At 72.7% G+C, this 21,521-nt stretch carries 23 protein-coding genes; 6 read left to right on the top strand and 17 right to left on the bottom strand.

Going from position 1 to position 21,521, the window contains the following annotated elements; all coding sequences use genetic code 11:
* Positions 1-33: 33 nt before the first annotated feature.
* The 5 genes from ACFV0Q_RS09090 to ACFV0Q_RS09070 form a co-directional block, all read right to left on the bottom strand.
* Positions 34-366 carry a TcmI family type II polyketide cyclase gene (locus ACFV0Q_RS09090; protein WP_385002772.1) on the bottom strand — a complete coding sequence of 111 codons (333 nt, stop codon included), beginning with the start codon at positions 364-366 and terminating at the stop codon, positions 34-36.
* Between the two features lie 45 nt (positions 367-411).
* Positions 412-1,059, bottom strand: a complete 648-nt coding sequence (locus tag ACFV0Q_RS09085) for a TetR/AcrR family transcriptional regulator (RefSeq protein WP_385002769.1) — start codon at positions 1,057-1,059, stop codon at positions 412-414.
* A gap of 105 nt (positions 1,060-1,164) precedes the next feature.
* Positions 1,165-2,640, bottom strand: a complete 1,476-nt coding sequence (locus tag ACFV0Q_RS09080) for an FAD-dependent monooxygenase (RefSeq protein ID WP_385002766.1) — start codon at positions 2,638-2,640, stop codon at positions 1,165-1,167.
* Between the two features lie 238 nt (positions 2,641-2,878).
* The gene (locus ACFV0Q_RS09075) at positions 2,879-3,724 is read right to left on the bottom strand and encodes a hypothetical protein (protein WP_385002763.1); all 846 of its coding nucleotides are present in this window, start codon (positions 3,722-3,724) and stop codon (positions 2,879-2,881) included.
* A gap of 76 nt (positions 3,725-3,800) precedes the next feature.
* Complete coding sequence (locus ACFV0Q_RS09070; RefSeq protein ID WP_385002759.1) at positions 3,801-4,472, bottom strand: response regulator transcription factor; 672 nt, start codon at positions 4,470-4,472, stop codon at positions 3,801-3,803.
* 326 nt (positions 4,473-4,798) lie between these two features.
* On the opposite strand from ACFV0Q_RS09070, the gene ACFV0Q_RS09065 reads away from it, so the two are divergent.
* On the top strand, positions 4,799-5,416 hold the full coding sequence (locus ACFV0Q_RS09065; protein WP_385002756.1) for a ScbR family autoregulator-binding transcription factor: 618 nt from the start codon (positions 4,799-4,801) through the stop codon (positions 5,414-5,416).
* 167 nt (positions 5,417-5,583) lie between these two features.
* Here the strand turns inward: ACFV0Q_RS09065 and ACFV0Q_RS09060 are convergent, their stop codons facing one another.
* The 4 genes from ACFV0Q_RS09060 to ACFV0Q_RS09045 form a co-directional block, all read right to left on the bottom strand.
* On the bottom strand, positions 5,584-6,549 hold the full coding sequence (locus ACFV0Q_RS09060; protein ID WP_385002752.1) for an SRPBCC family protein: 966 nt from the start codon (positions 6,547-6,549) through the stop codon (positions 5,584-5,586).
* Positions 6,550-6,647: 98 nt separating this feature from the next.
* A complete protein-coding gene (locus ACFV0Q_RS09055) occupies positions 6,648-6,923 on the bottom strand; it encodes a phosphopantetheine-binding protein (RefSeq protein ID WP_385002750.1) in 276 nt (91 codons plus the stop codon).
* Between the two features lie 156 nt (positions 6,924-7,079).
* On the bottom strand, positions 7,080-7,901 hold the full coding sequence (locus ACFV0Q_RS09050; RefSeq protein WP_266581687.1) for an AfsR/SARP family transcriptional regulator: 822 nt from the start codon (positions 7,899-7,901) through the stop codon (positions 7,080-7,082).
* 300 nt (positions 7,902-8,201) lie between these two features.
* Positions 8,202-9,023: a BTAD domain-containing putative transcriptional regulator gene (locus tag ACFV0Q_RS09045; RefSeq protein ID WP_385002791.1), complete on the bottom strand. Its 822-nt coding sequence runs from the start codon at positions 9,021-9,023 to the stop codon at positions 8,202-8,204.
* Positions 9,024-10,203: 1,180 nt separating this feature from the next.
* On the opposite strand from ACFV0Q_RS09045, the gene ACFV0Q_RS09040 reads away from it, so the two are divergent.
* Positions 10,204-11,202, top strand: a complete 999-nt coding sequence (locus tag ACFV0Q_RS09040; protein ID WP_385002747.1) for a ScbA/BarX family gamma-butyrolactone biosynthesis protein — start codon at positions 10,204-10,206, stop codon at positions 11,200-11,202.
* A gap of 9 nt (positions 11,203-11,211) precedes the next feature.
* Here ACFV0Q_RS09040 and ACFV0Q_RS09035 read toward each other — a convergent pair whose 3' ends face one another.
* The gene (locus ACFV0Q_RS09035; protein ID WP_385002744.1) at positions 11,212-12,060 is read right to left on the bottom strand and encodes an SDR family oxidoreductase; all 849 of its coding nucleotides are present in this window, start codon (positions 12,058-12,060) and stop codon (positions 11,212-11,214) included.
* Between the two features lie 143 nt (positions 12,061-12,203).
* Between ACFV0Q_RS09035 and ACFV0Q_RS09030 the strand changes: the two genes are divergently transcribed.
* From ACFV0Q_RS09030 to ACFV0Q_RS09015, 4 genes are all read left to right on the top strand, one after another.
* Positions 12,204-12,884, top strand: a complete 681-nt coding sequence (locus ACFV0Q_RS09030; protein WP_385002741.1) for a ScbR family autoregulator-binding transcription factor — start codon at positions 12,204-12,206, stop codon at positions 12,882-12,884.
* Positions 12,885-12,974: 90 nt separating this feature from the next.
* Positions 12,975-13,448 carry a GNAT family N-acetyltransferase gene (locus tag ACFV0Q_RS09025; RefSeq protein ID WP_385002738.1) on the top strand — a complete coding sequence of 158 codons (474 nt, stop codon included), beginning with the start codon at positions 12,975-12,977 and terminating at the stop codon, positions 13,446-13,448.
* 72 nt (positions 13,449-13,520) lie between these two features.
* Positions 13,521-14,024: an FBP domain-containing protein gene (locus tag ACFV0Q_RS09020; RefSeq protein ID WP_385002735.1), complete on the top strand. Its 504-nt coding sequence runs from the start codon at positions 13,521-13,523 to the stop codon at positions 14,022-14,024.
* Between the two features lie 31 nt (positions 14,025-14,055).
* Positions 14,056-14,604, top strand: coding sequence for a flavoprotein (locus ACFV0Q_RS09015; RefSeq protein WP_385002733.1), 549 nt, complete (start codon positions 14,056-14,058; stop codon positions 14,602-14,604).
* Between the two features lie 15 nt (positions 14,605-14,619).
* On the opposite strand, the gene ACFV0Q_RS09010 is transcribed toward ACFV0Q_RS09015, so the two are convergent.
* The 7 genes from ACFV0Q_RS09010 to ACFV0Q_RS08980 form a co-directional block, all read right to left on the bottom strand.
* Positions 14,620-15,126: a DinB family protein gene (locus ACFV0Q_RS09010; protein ID WP_385002730.1), complete on the bottom strand. Its 507-nt coding sequence runs from the start codon at positions 15,124-15,126 to the stop codon at positions 14,620-14,622.
* Between the two features lie 42 nt (positions 15,127-15,168).
* Complete coding sequence (locus ACFV0Q_RS09005; RefSeq protein WP_385002727.1) at positions 15,169-16,380, bottom strand: epoxide hydrolase family protein; 1,212 nt, start codon at positions 16,378-16,380, stop codon at positions 15,169-15,171.
* A 50-nt stretch (positions 16,381-16,430) separates the two neighbouring features.
* On the bottom strand, positions 16,431-17,252 hold the full coding sequence (locus tag ACFV0Q_RS09000) for a BTAD domain-containing putative transcriptional regulator (RefSeq protein WP_385002724.1): 822 nt from the start codon (positions 17,250-17,252) through the stop codon (positions 16,431-16,433).
* A gap of 105 nt (positions 17,253-17,357) precedes the next feature.
* Entirely contained in the window at positions 17,358-18,065 is a 708-nt protein-coding gene (locus tag ACFV0Q_RS08995; RefSeq protein ID WP_385002721.1) for a ScbR family autoregulator-binding transcription factor, read from the bottom strand.
* A gap of 159 nt (positions 18,066-18,224) precedes the next feature.
* On the bottom strand, positions 18,225-19,100 hold the full coding sequence (locus ACFV0Q_RS08990) for a BTAD domain-containing putative transcriptional regulator (protein WP_385002718.1): 876 nt from the start codon (positions 19,098-19,100) through the stop codon (positions 18,225-18,227).
* A gap of 229 nt (positions 19,101-19,329) precedes the next feature.
* Positions 19,330-19,923: a ScbR family autoregulator-binding transcription factor gene (locus tag ACFV0Q_RS08985; protein WP_385002715.1), complete on the bottom strand. Its 594-nt coding sequence runs from the start codon at positions 19,921-19,923 to the stop codon at positions 19,330-19,332.
* A 127-nt stretch (positions 19,924-20,050) separates the two neighbouring features.
* A complete protein-coding gene (locus ACFV0Q_RS08980; RefSeq protein WP_385002713.1) occupies positions 20,051-21,328 on the bottom strand; it encodes a cation:proton antiporter in 1,278 nt (425 codons plus the stop codon).
* Positions 21,329-21,521: the final 193 nt, after the last annotated feature.

Below are 21,521 nucleotides of genomic sequence, written 5' to 3'. Positions count from 1 at the left end.
GCGGCCCTCCCCTCGTCTCGGGCTGGCCGGGCCTCATTCCGACGCCGACCAGTCGTAGAAGCGGGTGGCCATGGCGTCGGCGGGCGAGCGCCAGGTGGCGGGGTCGTACGGCTGGATGAAGGGCAGCAGGTCGTGGCTGATCTTCATGAAGCGCGGGTCGGTACGGGACTCCTGGATGCGCTGGCCGCCGTCGTCCTCGGCGAAGTCCTGCAGGTGGAAGTACAGGCCCTTGTACATGAACAGACGACGGCGCAGGGTCCCCATCCGCTCCGGCATGTCGGTCTTGTCGAACTCGGAGAACAGCTTGGCGACTTGGTCGCTCGACATGCTGTCCATCCGGGCCACGATCAGGTTGCTGTGCTGCATGCGACGTCTCTTTCCTCTGTATCGGGGGGTGCGTCGAGGGGGGTGTCAGGGGTGGTACAGGCGGATGAAGTCCGCCACTCCGTCGGCGATCAGCGCGTCGGACTCGGCCCGGGGCAGCGGCAGCGCCCCGAGGAAGGAGCGCTGGACGACGCCGGAGGGGACCAGCAGGATGAAACGTTCCGCCGCCTGGTCCGCGTCGGGGATGGACAACAGGCCCCGGGCGGCGAGGCTCTGGAGCCGGCGGGCCAGCTCGCGGCGGGCCTGGCGGGGGCCGGTGGCCTGCCACTTCTCCACGGCCTCGGCGGGCAGCCGGGTGACCTCGGCACTGATGTGCCGGACGATCGCGAAGTGCTCGCGGAAGGCCTCCAGCGGCGCCAGCCAGGCCCGGCCGAGGGCGATGAGGTCCTGCTTCAGGTCGGTGATCTCCGCCAGGTAGCTCTCGGCGACGGACGCGAGGGCGGCGGCGACGGAGGCGGAGCTGTCGAGCAGCACGCTCAGCAGCAGCTGCTCCTGGTCGGGGAAGTGCCGCTGCACGGCGGCGGGTGACACGCCCGCCTCGGCGGCGGTCGCCTCGGGGGTGGAGCGCGTCCAGCCCTCGCGGGCCAGGACGCTGCGGGCGGCCCGGACGATCTCGCGGCGTTCCTCGGCAGATCCGCAGGGGGCGCGCTCGATCGTTGCGGTGGGCGTTGCCATGGGGTGGTTCCTCCTCGTGACGTGCTCGTCCGGCCCGCCGCTGCGGCGGCCGTCGGGGTGCTTGACCGTGCGGGGCGTCGGGGGTGCTGCGGGCGGTACGGGCCGTCAGGGGGCGCCGAACCAGCGCTCCAGCGCCATCGGCAGGTCGTGGTGGCTGCCCGGCGCGGCCCAGGCCACGTACCCGTCGGGCCGGATCAGCAGGGCGGTGGTGTCGTGCGGTTCGTACGGGGCCCGGTCCCCGGCCGCCTCGGCGGGCCGGGCGGTGACGAGGTCGACCCGCTCGGACCAGGCGGCGGCGCGCTGGCGCAGCCGCGGGTTGTCCGCCAGGTCGAGGAGGACCCCGCGGCCGGGGCGCAGCAGTGCGGTGCTGGAGGTGCGGCCGCCCGGGCCGGCCAGTTCCAGGTGCGGCATGCGGCGGCCGAGCAGCGGGTGGCCGCCCTTGCCGACGTCGTAGGTGATCTCCAGGCCGGTCACCATGGCGGCGAGGTGGCGGGCCACGTCCTCGTACGCCATGAGCTCGCCCAGCGCGTCGCGCAGCGGCTGGACCTCCGCGCCGCTGAGGAACAGCAGGCCCTGGGCCCGGGTGTTCATCAGCAGTCGCCTGCCGACGGGGTGCCGCTCGGCGTGGTAGGTGTCGAGCAGGGCGAGCGGGGCCCGGCCGCGCACCACGGAGGCCAGCTTCCAGCCGAGGTTGACCGCGTCCTGGATCCCGGTGTTCATGCCCTGTCCGCCGGCCGGCAGGTGGATGTGCGCCGCGTCCCCGGCGAGCAGCACGCGGCCGCGCCGGTACTCGGTGACCTGCCGGGCGGCGTCCCCGAAGGCGCTCACCCACACCGGCTCGGCGGCGGAGATGTCCTCGCCGGTCAGCCGCTGCCAGGCGGCGGCGACCTCCTCGAAGGACGGCGGGCTCTCGCGGCGGCGCGGCGGGGTGCCGCGTTCGCAGACGACGATGCGGGTGGTGCCGCCGGGGAGCGGGCCCACCATCACCATGCCGCCGGGCAGGCTCTCGCCGATCATGCGGGGCTTGAGCTCGATGCCCCTGATGTCGGCGAGGTACATCTCCATGGTGGCCGCCGAGCCGGGGAAGTCGAAGCCGGCCGCCTTGCGCACGGTGCTGCGCCCGCCGTCGCAGCCGACCAGCCAGGCCGCGCGCAGGGTGTGCGTCCCGTCGGGGCCGCGCACCTCGACCTCGACGCCCTCGCCGTCGTCGTGCAGCGAGAGCACCTCGTGGCCGCGCCGGATGTCGGCGCCCAGGCTCGTGGCCCATTCCTCCAGGTGCGTCTCGGTGACGGACTGCGGCACCGTCTTGGCCGCCTGGCAGGCCCCGTCGAGCACGCCGAAGTCGAGGGGAAGGCCGCCGAAGTGGCCCTGCGTACTGCGCTCGATGTCCCCGAAGCGGGCGAGGATGCCGCGCTGGTCGAAGGTCTCCATTGTGCGCGTGGTGAAACCGAGGCCGCGCGATTCGCCCGTACGCCGTTCCAGGCGCTCCAGGACGACGACGGCGACTCCCGCCAGCCGCAGTTCGCCGGCGAGCATCATGCCCGCGGGGCCCGCGCCGACGACGATCACTGGGGCGTCCATCACGTCTCCTTGAATTCGCCTCCGGAGACAGTGCACCGGATCTTGACTACAAGGTTCTTCGGACGCGAGCGGTCGTTCAATGGCGCTGGATTCAGGACTCGGTCAGGTTCCACAAGGGCGGGTCCGCTGCGTCGGGGAACGGCCAAGAACGTGTCAAGGGCAGGTCAGAACGCTCCGTCCGGTCCCTACCGGACGGAGTGCGGACCCCTGGTGAACGTCGTGCGGCGCGGCCGGTGGATCAGGTGCGGGCCTCCGCGCGGCGCTCGAAGCAGGCGCGGACGTCGCCCTCGTGGTAGTACGTGCGGCCCGCGCGGCCCTGCCGGCGCCACCGCTGCTCGCTCGCCAGCCGGTAGACGGTGCCCGTCGGGGTGTGCCACAGCTGTGCGATGTCGGCGGCGGTGAGCCAGCGTTCGGTGGCCGCGGCCGCCGCGCCGGGCGCCTGCCCGGACTCCATCGAGTCGCTCAGCACGCTCCACTGGTCGCTGGTCCAGCGGTGGCCCGGGTCGGCGTCGCAGACGATCGCCGGGCCGGCGGCCCGCGTCGCGGTGCGCACCGCCAGGGCGAGGGCGCCGGGGCAGCCGGGCTCGGGGCAGGTGCCGAGGCGGATGGTGCGGGTGGGGTCGGGGAAGGCCGCGCGGCGGCCGGCCCGGACGAGCCGGGCGATCTCCTCGGTGACCTCGGCGGCCGCCGAGTGGGCGGCGAGCCAGTCGGCGTTGCGCAGCAGGAAGGCGGTGAGGTCGGCGACGGTGCGCGCCGGCGGGGTGAACCCGCGCTGCTGCGCGACCAGGCCGCTCCAGGAGCCGAGTACGGAGACCATCTTGGCCCGTACGTCGGCCGCGGCGCCGTTGAAGGGCAGGCCGGGCAGTTCGCCGCCGGTCGTCCGCTCGCGCAGGCTGCCGGGGGAGGCGCCGCCGAGCACGCGCCCGCATTCCTCGTAGAGGTGGGCCAGTTCGGCCAGGCCCGCGGTGAAGTGCTCGCGGCAGGCCCGGCACAGCCGGCTGCCCGCGGCCGTGCGGCGCCCCGGACGTCCGCCGGCGTTCCCGCCGCGGCAGCCCTCTCCGTGGCACAGTGCCGTCACCGTCATGTCGTTCCCCCCTCGGCTCGTGCGGTGGTCTGGGTGCCGCTCCCGCGAGCCGGCGGGGCGGTGGGCCGGGCCGGGCTCAGCCCTGGCCGAAGCGGAAGCCGACGCCGCGGATCGTGATGATCCAGCCGGCGCCGATCTTGTTGCGCAGGGTGCTCACGTGCGTGTCCACGGTCCGGCGGGACCAGGAGTCGCCCCACACCTGCTGCATCAGCATCTTGCGCGGTATGACGGTGTCGGGATGGGACGCGAGGAGGTAGAGCATGTCGAACTCCTTGCGGGTGGTCTCGACGGGTACGCCGTCCAGGGTCACCTCGCGCGTCCCGGAATCGATCCGCAGCGGCCCGCAGGTGATGGTGGCGGCGACGGGCCGGGTCGGGCGGGCCCGGCGCATGACCGCCTCCATGCGCGCCATCAGTTCGCGGAACCCGTAGGGCTTGGCCAGGTAGTCGTCCGCGCCCGCCTGGAGGCCGAGGACCCGGTCGAGCTCGCTGCCCCGGCCGGTGACCGCGATCACGGGGATCTCGTGGGCCGCGCGGATGCCCCGGCAGACCTCCAGGCCGTCCAGGTCGGGCAGTTCCAGGTCGAGGAGCACCAGATCGGCGTCGGCGTAGGCGCGCAGTGCCTCGCTCCCGGTGCCCACGATGTCGACCTCGTGTCCGTGGCGGCGCAGACCGCGCGCCAGGGTCTCGGCATCGACCGAGTTGCTCTCCACGATGAGGATCCGCCACAGCGCGGACTGGGCCGGCATGTGGTGCGGTGTTCTCAGGCCTTCGGCCGGCAAAAACCCGCCGTTCGCTCCCGCGGTGGCTGTGTGAGGTTCCAGCACAGCAAGGGTCCGCTGGTCCATCTGCCCCCCTCCCTCAAGCTCGGTTGGGTCAACGTCAAGAAGATACAAACCGCTTCGTCGGTTTGTCAAAGCCCACAAAACTTGGCAAGGTTCGCGATAAATGGGCTAAATCGGGCCACCGGGAGGCTTGAACCGCCGTAAAACAGGTCACCAGGGTCCACCCGGGCCCGGTTCCAATACCAACGGGACGGTTTAATAATAGAAGGAAACTGATACAGGAGCTATGCGTGATCAAACAAGAACGCGCCGTCCGGACCCGCCGCGCGCTGATCGAGTCAGCCGCGACGGTGTTCGGGCGGCGCGGATACCGAGAGGCGACGCTGAACATGATCAGCGTCGGAGCCGGCGTCAGCCCGGGCGCGCTGCACTTCCACTTCGAGAACAAGGCGGCCGTCGCGGCGGCCGTCGAGGCGTCGGGCGCGCGCCTGCTGCGCGCTGCCGCCCGGGAGGTCCACGAGAGCCGCACCTCGGCCCTCCAGGCCCTGGCCGACAGCTCTCAGGCCCTCGCCGGACTGCTCCTTTCCGACGTCGTCGCACGGGCCGGCTTCCAGCTCGGCCGGGAGCCGACGTACCCGTCGTCCTACGCCCTGCCCAGGGAGTGGCACATGTACGTGCACCGGCTGCTGACGGAGGCGGAGGAGGAGGGCACGCTGCTGCCCGGCCTCAACCGCCACAGCGTCACGACGACGGTGGTCGCCGCGACGCTCGGCTTCGAGGTGCTGGGCCGGGACGATCCGCAGTGGCTCGCGCCGCGCACGCTGGCCGGGTTCTGGCGGGTGGTCATGCCCTGTCTGGCGGCTCCGGCCACGCTGCGCGGGCTGGAGTGCGCGGGGCGGGGCGGCTGACGCGGCGGCGCCCGGAACGCGGAGCGGCCCGTGGCCCGCCCCCGGACCACGGGGTGCGGGGTGCGGGCCACGGGCCCGGAATTCTCCGCGCACGTGACCGGTCCGGCGCCGGCACGGTGCCCCGTACGGTGACCGGGGCGGCCGTCACCGCGGCCGCCCCGCAGCGCTCACACCGCGCGCAGGCTCCTGACCGACTCCCGCGCGTACTGCTGCGCGGGCTCCAGGGTGGCCCGGCTCTCGCGGCCGAGCACCTCGCGCACGTGCCGGCGCGCCCGCGCGAGTTCCGTACCGGGGCCCATCACCCGCTCCACCGCGCGCTCGTCCAGCAGCACGTCGTGCCGGCACACCACGGTGACCCCCGTGGCGTCCGGTTCGACGGACCACTCCCCGGCGTGCGCGGCCAGCAGGGGGTGCGGCCGCGCCTGCTTGAAGACGATCCGCCCGGCCGCCGGGAAGCACACGCGCAGCGCCTGCGTGGTGTACGCCAGGCCGTCGTCGCCGAGGCTGACCAGGCGGGTGCGCTGTACCCCGGCCCGCTCCTCGGTGACGTCGGCGCCCACCACGTGCGCGACCCGGCCGGGCCAGGAGCCCACCCGGTAGAGGAACTCGTAGACCGGCTCGGCGGGCCCCTGGATCCGTACGGACTCCTCGAAGGACAGCATCAGGGAGTCGAGCCGCTGCCAGCGCTCCGCGAGGGCGCCCAGCCGGCCCAGCACGGACTTCGCCCCGGTCCGCGCGGACGCCAGCACCCGCTCGACGTCGGCCGTCCGGTTCCCGGCGACGGTGATGTCCTGCTCCAGCGTCAGCCGCGACCAGCCCGGGGCCAGCTCCTCCACGCTCCAGGAACCCCCGGCGCTCGTGACGGGGGCCTCGGGCCGCTCCTGGCGGAAGCCGACGCGCCGGTTCCGCGCGTCCAGGGTGCGCCGCCACAGCGACGGCCGCAGGGTCCCGTCCGCGGACGCCCACTGGGAGTACCGGTCCGTGGTGCCGTCGAAGTCAAGTCTCTCCACGTGCACGGTGTCCGGCAGGAACAGCGGCCACGGCGTGGTGTCGGCCACCAGGGTGTACAGGACTCCGGTCGGCGCGGCCGCGTCGACCGCGTGTGACATCCGGTGTACTCGCTCGACAGACATCAGACACCTCTCTCAACGCTTGACGCAGAGTCTGTCTGTAACCGCCGGAGCCCCCTTGGAATGTCGCTCGAATTGCGCACGCGCCCGGTCCCGGAGGATCACACGGCGACGGTCCGGCTGCCCAGGACCTCGTTGACGAGCCGCAGGAACCGCCTCGGGGTGTCGGCCAGTTCGAGCAGCTCGCCGTCGAGGAGGACGTCGTACTTCCGCTCGATGGAGCCGATGGTCTGCAGCACGGAGAGGGAGTCGTAGCCGAGCTCCATCCAGTAGAGGTCCTGGACGTCCTCGGTCACTTCGACGCAGTCCTCCTCGCCGCCCCAGACCCGCAGGATCCGGGTCAGATCGGTGAGTCCCAGCCGGACCGTGGCTTGCATGGGCTGCCTCTCTCCTCGTCCGCCGGGGCGTCGGCGCACACCGGGTCAGCGCGAGCCTGGCCGCCCCCGCTGGAGAGCCGCTCGTGCCGCGATCCGGCCGCGCTGGAGACCCGCCCCGGCCCCGCCCCCGCCCCGCCCCTTCGCGGCGCCCTCCCGTCAGGCCGCGTAGAGGTCGAAGGTCGAGCTGCGGCGCGGGCCCGCGACCACGTCGAGCGCCGGGTCCACCCGGAGCATCGCCTGGTGCAGGCGCTGCAGCTGCTGCGAGGGCTCCACGCCCAGTTCGCCGATCAGCCGGGCCCGGAGCCTGCGGTACACGTCGAGCGCGGTCGCCTGCCGCCCCGACCGGTAGAGCGCGACCATCGCCTGCGAGTGCAGCCCCTCGTGCTGCGGGTTCCTGGCCATCAACTCGGTGAGTTCGGCGAGGAGTTCGGTGTGCCGCCCCAGCCGCAGGTCGACGTCGATGCGCCGCTCGGTGGTGACCAGCCGGCTCTCGGCCAGCCGCAGCACCTCGATCTCCAGGATCGGCCCGACCTTGACGTCCACCAGCGCCGGCCCCTGCCACAGGTCGAGCGCCTTGCGCAGCAGGTGCGCCGCGCGCTCGTCGTCACCGTCGTCGAAGGCGCTCTGGCCGCCGGCCACGAGGGCCTCGTACGCGTGCACGTCCACGGACTCCTGCGGGATCTGGAGCAGGTATCCGCCGTGCCGGGTCGCGAGGACGTCCTTGGCCGTGCCCGGGGCGCCCGGCCCCATCGCCGTGCCGAGCCTGCGGCGCAGCTGGAGGATGTACGTCTGAAGGGTGGTGAGGGCGCTCTCCGGGAGCTTGGTCCCCCAGATCTCCTCCATCAGGGTCGGTACGGGCATCACCCGGCCCGGGTAGAGCGCGAGAAGCGCCAGGATCTGACGCGGCTTGCCCGCCGTAGGAACGATCGATGCCCCGTTGACCTCGGCACTCAACGGACCCAGAACCTGAATCTCCACGGTCTCCCGTCTCCCCTCCGTATTTCGTCGAGATACTCTCGGTTTTCAGTATTCGACCCGATGACGGTAAGGCAGCACAGGGCTCCGTCACCGCGTTCTCAAGCCGACGTCGAGCGGACCTCCGAAACAGTCGAACAGCCGAAGGATTCGAAACTCGGGCTTCCGATTGGACGCCAGAACCCCTGTTCAACCCGCACATCAGGTCCTTGATCATTGTTCCGGTTATCTGGTGCTCAATTTGTTGCCCGGATTTCCGGAAGGTTCCGGAAAATGAGGGGGCAATGATCTTTTGGTGAACGGTCAGCCCACCCGGGCCAGCCGCTTCCGCGCCGTCTCCGGGGATTCCGCCGGGTTCTCCGGTCCGCTCATCAGGATCGAGCGCTGCAGGCTGCGCAGGGCGGAGGACGGCTCGATGCCGAGCTCGCGGACCAGCGTGGCGCGCAGCCGCTGGTAGACGCTGAGCGCCTCGCCGCGGCGGCCGGAGCGGTGCAGGGCCAGCATGAACTGCCCGTGCAGGTTCTCGTGGATGCGGTAGCGGCTGGCCAGCACGGTCAGCTCCGCGAGCAGCTCGCGGTGCCGGCCGAGGCGCAGGTCGGCCTCGATGCGCTGGTCGAGGGCGCACAGCCGGGTCTCCTCCAGGCGCCGCGTCTCCATGTCCAGCTGGACGCCGCCCTCGACGTCGGCGAAGGCGGGCCCGGACCAGAGCGCGAGCGCCTCGCGCAGCAGCCGTGCGGCGCCCGGGAAGTCCCCGGCGTCCATGGCCCGGTAGCCCATTCCGGCCAGCCGGTCGAACTCGCGGACGTCGCTGGTCCCGCCGGCGCTGCTGAGCATGTAGCCGCCGGGCAGCGTGACGAGCACGTCCTTGGGGGTCCGCGTCCCGTCGGCGCCCTCCAGCGCGGTGGCGATCAGCCCGCGCAGCTGGAGCACGTAGGTCTGGAGCGTCGTACGGGCACTGCGCGGCGGCTGCTCCCCCCACAGCTCCTCGATCAGCGCGGCGACCGGGACCACCTGGTCCGCGTGGAGTGCGAGCAGGGCCAGCACCTGCCGGGGCTTCGCCGCGGTCGGCGTGATGGAGACCCCGTTCTCCCGTACGGCCAGTGCGCCCAGTACATCGATGTCCACGCCGTACTCCCCTGCTTCGTCCATGGATGACCCCTCGACTTTCGCTGGAACGAGCAAAAAACAGCCGAGCCGGTTTGTCAATACCAAACCGGCTGTACCGTTTTCCGCCCCCGATCGACCTGGAGCGCTTCCGAAGAATGCCTTCCACCTGGGGGTTCATAGACCGGAGGGCGGCTGGCAGGTGCCTCTAGAGGCCCCCCAGAGGCACAAGAAGCACCCTGGAAAGGTCGCCTGCGCGCCACGAAACGGCCGAGAACCGACCATCTGGTTGGCTAGGGCTTCTCGCCGACCCCCTCACGGGGGCGGAAACGATGCGCTTCCAAACCGCCCGGGGTCCCGTGATCACAGAGCTCGATGATCAATACAAACCGCTTTAGCGGTTTGCTCACTGGCGTTCGCGCTCGGCAAGGGATGGAGCGGTGTCGGATCTTCACTGGAGCAGCGCTCGAAACACCGGCTCCGCCCACCCCCACCGGGGCGGCCACCGGAGGCCATTCGCGCCACGGACCGGCCACCGAACAGCCGGACCTGTCGCCCACCGGGCCGGGACCCACGGGCAGCCCCCTACTGCGCCGGTGGCCGGTTCCCCGGCCGGCGGCCAGGACCGCAGGGCGGCACGAAGCACCGACATATGCGGGGAAGTTCACGACGGCAAAGGGTGAAGGCGACCCGGGCGGGGGCGCGGGGCGCCCCCGCACCCCGCCACAGACGGTCGCCGGCGCCCGCACCGCCGACCGGACCGGCCCCGGACCGGCACACCTCCGTGTAGTGCACGGCTGCGCGAACCGGACTCCGGGCGGCTCCACACCGGGACCCCCCTGCCCGCACGGCGCCGCGGGCGGGACCACGGCGGGCCCACACCCGGCCTTGGCCCCAGGCGCAAAGCCTGCCGCCCAGTGCGAATCGGCCATTCTTCGGCACCAAGCCTTCATCCGACGTCCGACAACCGACCCGAGCACCGCTCCGGTCCCCCTTGAGATGGTTCAGTGCGTGTGGCGGAGATCCGACGCGGCGTGAGGGGGCAGGGGCAGGGGCGGCAGGGGGGGTGCCCTGTGGCCGGAATAGACCCCTCCGGATTTTTCGGAATCGAGGGTCGTGATCCCTCTGGATAAAAAACCGGTTGGTATATATTTTTCTCGCAGTCACACCTGTAACTGGCCAGCGCTGTCTAGGGGGAAGAATGAGCGCGAGCACGTTTCAAGTCGAGCACACAGCGATCTACGAACCGGCCTGGCGAACGGCCGCCCCACCTCTCAACCAGCGGGACCACCGCTTCGCTTCGTTCACTTCCACCGTCCCGAAGGAATTAGTACACCGCGCTTCGGTCGCCGAAGTCCTGCTCACGGACTGGGAACGCGTCGACCAGACCCGTTTCACCGTCAGCGCCCAGTGGCCCCGCGGCCACAGCTTCTACACCCCGATCGCGGGCGGCTACCACGACCCGCTCATGTGTGTCGAAACGATCCGGCAGATCGGCAGCCTGCTGGGCCACGCCGAGTTCGGGGTCCCTTTCGGCCACCACTTCCTGTTGTGGGACCTCAGCCTGACCGTCGTCCCGGAGCACCTCCAGGTCCAGCGGACGCCCGCCTCCCTCGACATCGACGTCACCTGCACCGAGGTCAGACGGCGGGGCGGCGACCTGGGCGGTCTGGAGTACGAAGCGGTCATCCGCCGCGACGGCCACATCGTGGCGACCGGACACGTCTCCTACACCTGCACCACTCCGGCCGTGTACCGGCGCATACGGCCCCCGCACACGCTGCTGCCCGGCCACAAGCCGCTTCCGCTGACCGCCCCCGCCGCGCCGCAGAGCGTGGGCCGGCTGTCGCCGACCGACGTCGTGCTCTCCCCGGCCGGCGAGCCGGACCGCTGGCAGCTGAGAGTGGACCCCCTCCACCCCGTCCTCTTCGACCACCCGATGGACCACGTACCGGGCATGGTGCTCCTGGAGGCCGCGCGGCAGGCCACGGCGGCCGCCCTCGGGCGCTCCTCCCTGCTCCCGCTCAGCATTTCCGGCGATTTCAAGCGCTACGCCGAACTCGACGTGCCGTGCGCCATCGCGGCCGAGCGCGTGCACGACGGCGCACCCGGCGGCGAGGAGACGGTGTTCGTGACGGGCCACCAGGACGGCCACCTCGTCTTCAGCTCCACCGTGACGGCGGCCCCGTACATCGGCTGAGCAAGTCGTTCAGTGCGGTGTGAAAGCCGCCAGATGCTCGCCGGCCCACTGCCGGAACGAGCGGGCCGGCCTGCCGGCCACCTCCCGGACCGTGTTCCCCACCCCGGCCTTCGCCCCGGCACGCTGCCGCTCGGCACTCTGCAACAGCGCCTCCACCACGGCCGCCGGATGGCGCGTGCTCCACAGGACACGGGCCTGGTCCGGCTCCCACTCCTCGAACCGCAGCGGACGGCCCAACAGGGCGGAGAGCTGGGCCGTCTGCTCCACCGCCGTGAGGGCCTCGGGCCCGGTCAGGGTGTGTACGCGCCCGGCGTGCCCGAACTCGGTGAGCGCCCGCACGGCCACCTCCGCGATGTCCGCCGGATCGACGCAGGCGTTCGCCGACGTCCCGTACAAGCCCCGTACGACGCCCTCCGCACGCACCGGTCCCGCCCAGGACAGGGTGTTGGACATGAAGGAGCGCGGGCGCAGCAGCGTCCACTCCATCCCCGACCCGCGCAGGGTCTCCTCGTTCTCCCGCTGCCAGCGGGTGATGAGGTCATCGGCCCGGTCGTCCTCGACGGCGGCCGCGGAAAGCTTCACCACGTGCCGGACCCCGGCCGACCGGGCGGCCCGCAGGAACCGCGCGTCGTCGTCGCGGCCGACGCGGCTGGTCACCAGGAGGGCGGTGTCCACCCCCCGCACGGCCCGGGCGAGCGAGTCCGGGTCGTCGTAGTCCCCGTGGACGGCCTCGACCGTTCCCGGCACGGCCGTGACACGTTCCGGTTTCCGCGCCATGACCCGGACCGCAGGGCGGGGACCGATGCGGCGCAGCACCTCCCGCCCCACCGTCCCGGTGGCACCCGTCACGAGAATCATGGTCCGTCCTTCCGGTCTCGGGCACGCCTTGCGACCCGTCCAGGGTTTGCGTAAGAGTTACCCGCTGTAAGATACGTACGGGACGGGCGGTTTGCACCAGGGCTTCCGACGCTCCGAGAATCCTTGAGGGAAAGGAGCCAGGAGTGGCTGAGCAGGTCCGAGCCATCCGCACGCGACAGGCGATCCTCGCCGCGGCGGCCAAGGTCTTCGAAGAACGCGGCTACCAGGCGGCCACGATCTCCGAGATCCTCGCGGCGGCGGGGGTGACCAAGGGCGCCCTGTACTTCCACTTCCAGTCGAAGGAAGACCTGGCGTTCGGGGTCCTCAACGCGCAGAACCAGAACCTCGTCATCCCCGACCGCGCGATCAAGGTCCAGGAGGTCGTGGACATCGTCATGCTGCACACCTACCGCCTGCAGACCGACGCGATGGTCCGCGCGGGCGTACGGCTGACGATGGACCAGCTGGCACAGGGCCTCGACCGCAGCGGGCCGTTCCGCACATGGGCCGTGCCGGTACGCGAACGCCTGGAGAAGGCCCAGCGCCAGGGCGAGCTGCTCCCCCATGTCGATCCGGCCGAGACCGCCGACGTCATCGTGGGCACCTACGCCGGGATCCAGTCCATGTCCCAGGCCCTCACCGACTACGCGGACCTGGTGATCAGGGTCTCCGCGCTCATGCGCCACCTGCTGCCCAGCATCGTGCAGTCCTCGGTTCTCACCTCCGTTGACATCTCCGAGAGTCGCGGACTGAACGTCTACAACGAAGCCTTGGCCCACTCGCAGGAGCTGGCGGCCGCGGAAGCCGAGGACCTGGCGGGCTGACCATCCCCCCGGGAGCAAAAATATACCGGCTGCGCTGTTCTTTTCCAAGAGACCGGCGGGCGGCTGGAGCGCGCCTGAGATGCTGAGCACATGATCAGTTCTTCACTCCGCCTGGTGCCGGTCACACCGGACAATTTCGACGCGGTGTGCGCCGTACGGGTCCACCCGGGCCAGGAGCGCCTCGTGTCCCCCGTCCAGAAGTCCCTCGCAGAGGCCTGCGTCCACGGGGAGACCGCCTGGCCGCGGGCCGTGGTCGACGGGGACGAGGTCGTCGGCTTCGTCATGGCGTTCCTCGACATCGTCTGGGACCCGGCGAAGGACCCGGAGCACCGCCGCTCCGGCCTGTGGCGCCTGAACATCGCGGCCGGCCACCAGGGCAAGGGCTACGGCCGCTTCGCGGTGCAGGCGGTCCTCGAAGAGCTCCGCCGCCGCGGCGCCGACCGGGCGTACGTCTCCTGGCACACCGGCGAGGGCACGCCCGAGCCCTTCTACGCGGGCCTCGGCTTCCACCGCACCGGCGAACTCAGCGGCGACGAGCCGGTGGGCGTCCTGGCCCTGACGTAACGGCCCGCCACCCGTCCGGCCTGCGGAAACCCGGGTGCGCGCCGGCCGGACGGGGTATTAGGGTCGTCTCCCGTGGAACCGCTCAGCGAGAAACAGATCCGCTCATCCTTCGTGAACTGCACCAAGGGCGAGGCCTCACGGCTGCGCCTGCCGCTCGACTTCGCCGAACTGCCCTGGCAGGACCTGGACTTCCTGGGGTGGGTCGATCCGGGCGCGCCGCTGCGCGCCCACCTCGTGCTGCCCCGCGACGAAGGCCCGGTGGGGATGTCCCTGCGCGTGCCGTCCGTCAGCCGCACCAGCGCGCTCAAGTCCAGCCTCTGCCAGATCTGCCTGACCGGGCACGCCTCCTCCGGGGTCACCCTGCTCGCCGCACCCCTGGCGGGCGCCCGCGGCCGCGAGGGCAACACCGTCGGGACGTACATCTGCGCCGACCTCGCCTGCCCCCTGTACGTGCGCGGCAAGCGCCAGCCGAAGCTGCGCACCGCGCGCTACGAGGAGTCGCTGACCCTGGACGAGCGGCTCGCCCGCATGTGGGGGAACCTCGACGCCTTCGCGACCAAGATCACCATGGGCTGACCCGGCGCTCGGAATGTGATCACATGACGGTATGACGAGGACTCTGTACCTGCTCTGCTCCGCCGCCCCGCCGGTGTTCGACGTGGCCCACGTGATCGAGGACGCGCAGTCGCGCGGCTGGGACGTGTGCCTCGGCCTGACCCCGGCGGCGGCGCAGTGGGTGTCCGGGAGCCTCGACGGGCTCGCCGCCCTGACCGGCAACCCGGTGCGCTGGCAGTACAAGATGCCCGGTGAGCCGGACGTGTGGCCCCCGGCCGACGCCCTGCTCTTCGCGCCCGCCACCTTCAACTCGGTCAACGCGTGGGCCCTCGGCCTCACCGACCGCCTCGTCGTCGGGATCGCCGCCGAGGCCCTCGGCAAGGGCACGCCCGTCGTCGCCGTGCCGTGCACCAACTCCGCGCTCGCCGCGCACCCCCGGTTCGAGCCTTCGCTGGCCGTGCTGCGCGCCGCGGGCGCCGAACTGCTCTACGGCGAGGGCGGCTTCGTCCCCGGCCCGCCCGGCGTCGACGCCCCGCCGCACTTCCCCTGGCAGAGCGCCCTGGACGCCGTCGACCGCACCGTCGCCGCACCGCAGCCCTGACCGGGCGCGGGGCGGCTACTCCCCGGTGACCCCGTCGATCGCCTCGCGCAACAGGTCGGCGTGCCCGTTGTGCCGGGCGTACTCCTCGATCATGTGGGCCAGCACGTAGTGCAGGGAGTACGCCTGCTCCCCGTAGCGGCCCTGGACGTCGAGGGATTCCGCGGCGTCCACGACGGCACGCGACCGCGCGCAGGTGTCCTCCCAGATCCGGAACGACTCCGCCGGATCCGCGTCCTCGACGTGGAACTCCGTCCACTCCCCGGCCTCGTTCTTCGGGAAGTAGCCGCGTACGTCCTCACCGCCCACCACGTTGCGGAACCAGCCGCGCTCCACCTCGGCCAGGTGCCGCACCAGCCCGAGCAGGCTCAGCCCGGACGGCGCGACGGCCTTGCGCCGCAGCTGCTCGTCGGTGAGGCCCGCGCACTTCACCATCAGGGTGTCGCGCTGCCACTGCAGGATGCTGGTGAGGGTCGCCCGTTCGTCGCCGACCAGGACGGGAGGGGTCCGCTGTTCGCTGTTCACCGTGTGATGATCACAGCTCCGCGGGACCCCGCCCGCGGGATTTCACATGCCGGACACGGCGCCCCCGGCGGCCCCTCCGGACCGGGCGAGCTCCCGGAAGAAGCTCCGGATGTCCCCCACCAGCAGCTCCGGCACCTCCATCGCCGGGAAGTGGCCGCCCCGGTCGTACGAGGTCCAGCGCACCACGGCGTCGGTGCGCGCGGCGACGTGCCGCAGCGGGATGAAGTTGTCCCGGGGGAAGTCGGCGAGGGCGGTCGGGGTGGCCGACACCTCGGGCGGCTGCCCGTAGTAGTCGGCGTGCGCGCGCTCGTAGTAGATGCGGGCCGCGGAACCGGCGGTGCCGGTCAGCCAGTACAGCATCACGTTGGTCAGCATCTGGTCCCGGTCGACCGGACACCGCGGGTCAGCCCACTCCGTGAACTTCTCCCCGATCCAGGCGAGCAGCCCGGCCGGCGAATCGTTCAGCCCGTACGCGAGGGTCTGCGGCCGGGTCGCCTGGATGTCCGCGTAGCCCTGCCGCTCCCGCGCCCAGACCCGCTGCCGCTCCCAGGAGGCCAGCGTCCGCTCCCGCTCGGCCGGGCTCAGCGCGGCCAGTTCGGCCCCGCCGGGCTCGGCGGTGGCCCCCGCCCCGGGCAGCAGGTTCAGGTGCACCCCGGTCACCCGCCCGGGCAGCAGCCGCCCCAGCTCGCGCGAGACCGCCGCGCCCCAGTCACCGCCCTGGACCCCGTACGCCCCGTACCCGAGCCGCTCCATCAGCACGCCGAAGGCCCGCGCGACCCGCTTGAACTCCCAGCCGGTCGAGGTCGTCGGCCCGGACAGCCCGAAGCCGGGGATGCTCGGCAGGACGAGGTGGAAGGCGTCGGCGGGGTCCCCGCCGTGCGCCCGCGGATCCGTCAGCGGGCCCGCGACCCGCTGGAACTCCACGAAGGACCCCGGCCAGCCGTGCGTCATCAACAGCGGCGTGGCGTCCGGTTCGGGCGAGCGGACGTGCGCGAAGTGCACCCGTGCCCCGTCGATGACGGTGGTGAACTGCGGCCACTCGTTCAGCCGGGCCTCGGCGGCCCGCCAGTCGTACTCCTCGCGCCAGTACCGCACGAGCTCCCGCATCTCGCCGAGCGGCATCCCGTAGGCCCGCCCCACCCCGTCGAGCTCATCGGGCCACCGCACCCGGCGCAGCCGCCCGTCGAGGTCGTCGAGGTCCTCCTGCGCCACGTCGAGCCGGAACGGCGTCAGCCCCACCCCGAGATCGTCCATCCCCCCACCCTGCCATCCCCGCGTCACGCTGCCGGGACGGCCCCCGGTGGTCAGGCGGCGTAGAGGTCGAAGGTCGAGCCGCGCTTGGGGCCGGCCGGTACGTCCAGGGCCGGGTCCACCGTCAGCATCGCCTGGTGCAGCCGCCGCAGCTGCGGCGACGGCTCGACGCCCAGCTCCCCGATCAGCCGGCCGCGCAGCCGCCGGAACACGTCCAGGGCCGCGGCCTGCCGCCCGGACCGGTACAGCGCCACCATCAGCTGGGAGTGCAGCCCCTCGTGCTGCGGGTGGCGCGCGGTCAGCTCGGTCAGCTCCGCGAGGAGTTCGGTGTGCCGCCCGAGGCGCAGGTCGACGTCGATGCGCCGCTCCACCGCCACCAGCCGGCTCGCCGCCAGCCGCAGGACCTCGATCTCCAGGACCGGCCCCACCCGTACGTCGACCAGCGCGGGCCCCCGCCACAGCGCGAGCGCCTCCCGCAGCAGGTCCGCCGAGGCCCGGTCGTCGCCGCCCTCGAAGGCGCTCTGCCCCCGGGCGACGAGGCTCTCGTACGTGTTCACGTCGACGGACTCCGGCGGCACCTGGAGCAGGTACCCGCCGTGCCGCGTCGTGAGGACCTCCTTCGCACCGCCCGGCCGGCCCGGCCCCATGGCGGTGCCGAGCCTGCGGCGCAGCTGCAGGATGTAGGTCTGCACGGTGGTCAGCGCGCTGGCGGGCAGGTCCTGGCCCCAGATCTCCTCCATGAGGGTGGGCACCGGCATCACCTGCCCGGGGTGCAGCGCGAGGAGCGCGAGGATCTGCCGCGGCTTGGCCGCCGTCGGCACGATCGAGTCCTCGTCGACCTCGGCACTCAGCGGACCCAGAACCTGGATCTTCATGGTCTCCCCCTTCGTGGTTCGTCGAATCGCACCGATACCGCCGGGCCCCTCGCCGGAGCCCGCTTCCGCGCTCCGGCCCGGGTGCCCGTGTGCGGGCGCACGGGCCTAGACCGCGCTCCCGAAGAACTCGTAGCCGCGCACCCCGCCCGTCGCCGCCGCTTCACCGGCGTCCGTCCGGTACTCGCGCGCCCGCACCCGCCCCACCAGGCTCGGCAGCAGCAGCCCCCACAGGGCGGCCACCTTCCGCCGCAGTTCCCGGTACGACAGCCCGGTCCCGGACAGCACCTCGATGCCGCAGACGGCCGCCGCGACCAGGGCCTCGGCGCTCTCCCACCGCTCGGCGGCCGAAAGCCCGTCACCGGCGCCGCCGGCCATCGCGTCGAGCGGCAGCTCCCCGGTGTCCCGCGCCATCCGCAGCAGGTCGGAGACCGCCGCGAGCCACGCACCCTGCAGGTCCAGCTGCGCCGACTGGTGCCCGGCGCACTCCTTGGTGATCCGGAAACTCGCCGGGATCGCCGGTTCCTCGTGCAGCGTCCGCGCCAGCCAGTGCGTCGCGTCGATCAGCGCCTGCAGGGGCGAGGCACCGCTCTCGTTCAGCCCGCGCACCGCTTCGCGCAGCAGACCGCAGCCCCGTCGCTGCACGGCGTCCGCGAGTTCGTCCTTGGAGGCGAAGTGGAAGTACAGCGCCCCCTTCGTCACCCCGGCCGCGCCCGCGATCTCGCCGAGCGTGGCGTTGGCGTATCCGCTGCGGTGGAACAACTCGGCCCCGGCGAAGACCAACCGCCTACGGGTCCGCTCCGACCTCTCCTGCACCGCTCCGTCTCCTTCCGCCCCGTTCCGTCCCCGCCCGCACGTACGCCCGCTCCGCACCCGCGCACCGCGCCCGGCGCCGCCGCCCGGCCGCCGGGCGCACCCGGCGCCCGCCCGGCCGTACCCGGCACCCGCGCCGGCACCCGGCACCGGCCCGCCGGTTCAGGCCCGTACGAGCCGGTCGGCGGCCGCCCGCGCCGTCCCGGTCACCGCGGTCACCGCCGGCGCCTTGCCCACGCCCGCCGCCACCGCCGCGCCCGCGCCCGCGCTCTCCGGACCCGCCATCAGGATCGAGCGCTGCAACCGGCGCAGCGCGGTGGACGGCTCCAGCCCCAGGTCCCGTACGAGCGTGGCGCGCAGCCGCTGGTACACGTCCAGGGCCTCCCCGCGCCGCCCGGACCGGTGCAGGGCGATCATGAACTGCCCGTGCAGGTTCTCGTGCGTCCGGTAGCGGCTCACCAGCACCGTCAGCTCCGCCAGCAGTTCCCGGTGCCGCCCCAGCTTCAGGTCGGCCTCGATGCGCTGGTCGAGCGCGCACAGCCGGATCTCGTCCAGCCGCCGCGTCTCCATGTCCAGCTGCACCCCGCCGTGCACGTCGGCGAACGCGGGCCCGGACCACAGCGCGAGCGCCTCGCGCAGCCGCTGCGCGGAGGTCGGGAAGTCCCCGGCGTCCATGGCCCGGTAGCCCAGCGCCGCCAGCCGGTCGAACTCCTTCACGTCGCTGGTCCCGCCACCGCTGCTCAGCAGGTAGCCCCCGGGCAGCGTGACGAGCACGTCCTTCGCCGTCCGCGCCCCGTCGGTGCCCTCCAGCGCGGTCGCGATGAGCGCGCGCAGCTGGAGGACGTACGTCTGCAGCGTCGTACGGGCGCTGCGCGGCGGTACCGCGCCCCACAGCTCCTCGATCAGTGCCGACACCGGCACGACCTGGTCGGCATGGAGGGCCAGGAGCGCCAGGACCTGCCGGGGCTTGGGGGCGGTGGGCGTGATGGAGATCCCGTTCTCCCGCACGGCGAGTGCGCCCAGTACATCGATGTCCACGTCGTACTCCCCTGTCCTTGGATGAGTCGCAAGAGTCAGTAGAAAACAGGCCGGACGGTTTGTCAATATCAAACCGGACATGCTGTTTTCGGTCGTTCGAGATCTCGGCGCCGTCCAAGAATCTTCCGCTGACCTGCACTTTCGTGCGCAACGCGCACACCTGCGACAGTTCGGAAGCCTTCGGCCGCCTCGCAACAGGGGTCATATAACACCCTGACGGGGCAGATAATCAAACCATCCAGTCTGTTTCTTGGGTGCGGGGAGCGGCGATGCCCGGAAGGATCACCGACCAGATCCGGGTGAGGGCGTGCGGCGCGTCCCCGCCGGGTCCCAGGGGGTCCAGGTCCTCCAGCCCGACCGTCGCGGCCACCACCAGACGCGCCGCGTCCGGCGCCGGCACCCCCTCGGCGAGCAGCCCGGCCCGCGCGGCGGAACCGAGCGACTCCTCGGCCCACCGCCGCCATTGCGCCCGCAGATCGACCCGGCTCCGATGGGCGAGGTCCGCACCGAGCACGAACCCGGCCCGTACGACCACGTCGTCGCCGAGCAGCGCCACCAGGGCGTACGTCGATCCGACCAGCGCCCGCAGCGGATCGCCCCCCGCCCCGGTGATCCCCCGCACCACCTCGACGGCGCGCTCCTCGACGGCCCGCGCCAGAGCGTCCTTGCCGTCGAAGTGGAAGTGCAGCGCACCGGGGGTCACCCCGGCCCGCTCGCTGATCGCGGCGACCGAGGCGACGGCGAAGCCCTCCTCCGCGAACACCTCCGCGGCCGCGCGCACCAAAGACTCCCGCGTACGTGCCGCACGCTCCTGCTTGACCATGGGGGCTCCGCGGTTCGCCCCAGAACAGGGGTATGACATCGTCGCGGCAACGCTCGGCTCCCCCACCGGAGCCCGAGCGGACTCCCACCGGAGCGTGGCCACCCGGCCGCGCACCGCCGACCGCCGGTCACCCGCGTCGTGGCGTACGCGCCCGCGCGGACCCGCCGCCCGCCCCGCGGCCGCCCGAACCCCCCGCGGCCAGCGCCCTCGCCACCGGCCCCGTCACGGCCGTCGTCACCAGGGCCATCAGCACCAGGACCGTGAACAGCTCCACGCCGATCACCCCCAGTCCGAGCCCCACGTTCAGCACCACCAGCTCCGTGACCCCCCGGCAGTTCATCAGCGCCCCCAGCAGTACGGCGTCCCGCCGGCCCCGCCCCGCCGCCAGCGCGGCCGCCGTCGCCGAGCCCCACTTCGCGGCGACGGCCACCGCCAGCACCGCCGCCGCCCACAGCCAGCCCCCGCCGCCGCCCGCGCCCAACGCCCCCACGTCGGTGCGCAGCCCGCTCCCCACGAAGAACAGCGGCAGCAGCACCGGCACCGCGAAGTCCCGCATCCGCTCCGCCGCCCGCTCGACCCCCTTCACCCCGCGCGGCACCACCGCCCCGAAGACGAAGGCCCCGAACAGCGCGTGCACCCCCAGTGCGTCGGTGGCGTACGCCGCCAGGCACAGCCCCCCGAACAGCGCGACCACCACCCCGCCGCCCGCTCCCCGCCCCGGCCGCCACCGCCACCGCGCGGCCCGGCCCAGCAACGGCCGGACCCCCCACCACATCCCCGCCACGAACACCCCGGCCAGCGCGGCCCGCCCCAGCCCGGCCCCCGCCCCACCACCTCCCGCCACGGCGACGACCACCGCCAGCAGGCACCAGGCGACCACGTCGACCACCGCCGCGCAGGCCATCGCCAGGGCCCCCACCGGCGTCCCGTACAGCCCCTGCTCGGTGAGGATCCGGGCCAGCACCGGAAAGGCGGTCACGCTCAGCGCGACCGCCACGAACAGCGCGAACTCCGCCCGGCCGACCCCCTCCGGCGCGAAGGACCCGTACAGCCCGAGCCCCAACAGCCCCCCACACCCCAGCGGCACCCACACGCTCGCCTGACTCACCGCCACCACCGCGCGCCCCTGCCCCCGCAGCAGCCCGAGATCCAGCTCCAGCCCCACCAGGAACATGAAGGCGATGAGCCCGAGGTCGCCCAGCACCCCCAGGTACGGCAGGACCTCACCCGGCAGCAGCCACCGCTGCCCCTCCGGCCACGCCCACCCCAGCAACGAGGGCCCGAGCAGGATGCCCACGGCGATCTCCCCGACCACCGCCGGCTGTCCGAGCCGGCGCGCCAGCGCACCGCCCGCGCCACACGCGAGCACCACCACCGCCAAGGCGACCAGCACCCCACCCGCCACGGCCCGACCCTGCCCACCTCCTCCCGAGCCGGCACCAAACCCACGCCGACTTCAGCAGGTCCCCCTCAACCCGGCCCCCACCGAGCAGCCGCCCGCCCCAAGAGGTGCCAGACCGTCAGTCAGACCCCTCCCTCCACCGCGCTCGCCCTCCCCGACGACGCGTGAACCCCGCCCACCGTTAACGGCGTTAACG

The sequence above is a fragment of the Streptomyces sp. NPDC059564 genome (assembly GCF_042735575.1).
In the GTDB taxonomy this organism is placed as follows: domain Bacteria; phylum Actinomycetota; class Actinomycetes; order Streptomycetales; family Streptomycetaceae; genus Streptomyces.
Note: the sequence above shows the minus strand (reverse complement) of the source record. Positions and strands in the feature narration are given on the sequence as shown.

Excerpts from the sequence above, each read along its gene's own strand:
- ACFV0Q_RS09060 (WP_385002752.1), bottom strand. The coding sequence starts at position 6,549 with ATGTCTGTCGAGCGAGTACACCGGATGTCACACGCGGTCGACGCGGCC.
- ACFV0Q_RS08985 (WP_385002715.1), bottom strand. The coding sequence starts at position 19,923 with ATGGTCAAGCAGGAGCGTGCGGCACGTACGCGGGAGTCTTTGGTGCGC.
- ACFV0Q_RS09075 (WP_385002763.1), bottom strand. The coding sequence starts at position 3,724 with ATGACGGTGACGGCACTGTGCCACGGAGAGGGCTGCCGCGGCGGGAAC.
- ACFV0Q_RS09040 (WP_385002747.1), top strand. The coding sequence starts at position 10,204 with ATGAGCGCGAGCACGTTTCAAGTCGAGCACACAGCGATCTACGAACCG.
- ACFV0Q_RS09055 (WP_385002750.1), bottom strand. The coding sequence starts at position 6,923 with ATGCAAGCCACGGTCCGGCTGGGACTCACCGATCTGACCCGGATCCTG.
- ACFV0Q_RS09015 (WP_385002733.1), top strand. The coding sequence starts at position 14,056 with ATGACGAGGACTCTGTACCTGCTCTGCTCCGCCGCCCCGCCGGTGTTC.
- ACFV0Q_RS09000 (WP_385002724.1), bottom strand. The coding sequence starts at position 17,252 with ATGAAGATCCAGGTTCTGGGTCCGCTGAGTGCCGAGGTCGACGAGGAC.
- ACFV0Q_RS09025 (WP_385002738.1), top strand. The coding sequence starts at position 12,975 with ATGATCAGTTCTTCACTCCGCCTGGTGCCGGTCACACCGGACAATTTC.
- ACFV0Q_RS09005 (WP_385002727.1), bottom strand. The coding sequence starts at position 16,380 with ATGGACGATCTCGGGGTGGGGCTGACGCCGTTCCGGCTCGACGTGGCG.
- ACFV0Q_RS09090 (WP_385002772.1), bottom strand. The coding sequence starts at position 366 with ATGCAGCACAGCAACCTGATCGTGGCCCGGATGGACAGCATGTCGAGC.
- ACFV0Q_RS09085 (WP_385002769.1), bottom strand. The coding sequence starts at position 1,059 with ATGGCAACGCCCACCGCAACGATCGAGCGCGCCCCCTGCGGATCTGCC.
- ACFV0Q_RS09080 (WP_385002766.1), bottom strand. The coding sequence starts at position 2,640 with ATGGACGCCCCAGTGATCGTCGTCGGCGCGGGCCCCGCGGGCATGATG.
- ACFV0Q_RS09035 (WP_385002744.1), bottom strand. The coding sequence starts at position 12,060 with ATGATTCTCGTGACGGGTGCCACCGGGACGGTGGGGCGGGAGGTGCTG.
- ACFV0Q_RS09070 (WP_385002759.1), bottom strand. The coding sequence starts at position 4,472 with ATGCCGGCCCAGTCCGCGCTGTGGCGGATCCTCATCGTGGAGAGCAAC.